The organism is Micromonospora sp. NPDC047620 (genome assembly GCF_043205005.1).
Lineage (GTDB): Bacteria > Actinomycetota > Actinomycetes > Mycobacteriales > Micromonosporaceae > Micromonospora.
On the sequence record NZ_JBIDDG010000208.1, the window covers coordinates 1 to 699 of the forward strand.

The following is a 699-nucleotide window of genomic DNA, read 5'->3' on the forward strand; positions in this document are numbered from 1 at the left end:
CCTGCACGGCGACGATCCGGCGGCCGGTCTTCTCCACCAGTCGTTCGGTTTCCTCGAGGTCTTCCGGCCGCGCCATCGCATAGCCGATGGTCTCGATGTCCTTGCAGATGTCGACGGCGATGATGTCGGCGCCCTCGGACGCCAGCTTCACCGCGTGACTGCGGCCCTGTCCTCGTGCGGCACCGGTGACGAGGGCGACTTTGCCTTCCACGCGTCCCACTGGTGGTCCTTTCGGTTGTGTTGTGCCTCAGCGCGTTTCGCGCCGGTTAGGTATTGCGGCCGCCGTTGACGCCCAGGATCTGGCCGGTGATGTAGCCGGCCTCCTCGGAGACGAGGAACGCGCAGGCGGCGGCGATGTCCTCGGGCCGGCCGACCCGGCGGACCGGGGTGCGGGCGATGTGGTCCGCGATGGATCCGCCGAGCAGCTGGGCCTGTTCGGTCTTGCGCAGCATCGGTGTATCGATGAACCCGGGCGGGACCGCGTTCACGGTGATGCCCTCCGGGCCGAGTTCCAGGGCCAGCGATTTCGTCAGTCCGTTGACCGCCGACTTCGCCGAGACATAGTGCGACATGAAGGGTTGCCCGGAATGGGTGCTGGAGGAGGAGATGTTGACGATCCGGCCCCACTGCGCGGCGCGCATATCGGGCAGGACGGCCTGAATGCTGTGGAAGACCCCGTGCAGGTTCACCGCGATGGTG

1 protein-coding gene and 1 pseudogene are annotated in these 699 nt (G+C 67.1%); both read right to left on the reverse strand.

Features of this window, described 5'->3' with window-relative positions; translation table 11 throughout:
* Positions 1 to 220 (reverse strand): annotated as a pseudogene (locus ACGF5C_RS35305) (SDR family mycofactocin-dependent oxidoreductase); the annotation flags it as partial.
* Positions 221 to 266: 46 nt separating this feature from the next.
* Positions 267 to 699 (reverse strand): SDR family NAD(P)-dependent oxidoreductase (locus ACGF5C_RS35310; RefSeq protein ID WP_393308834.1); only part of this gene is annotated, 433 nt, incomplete at its 5' end.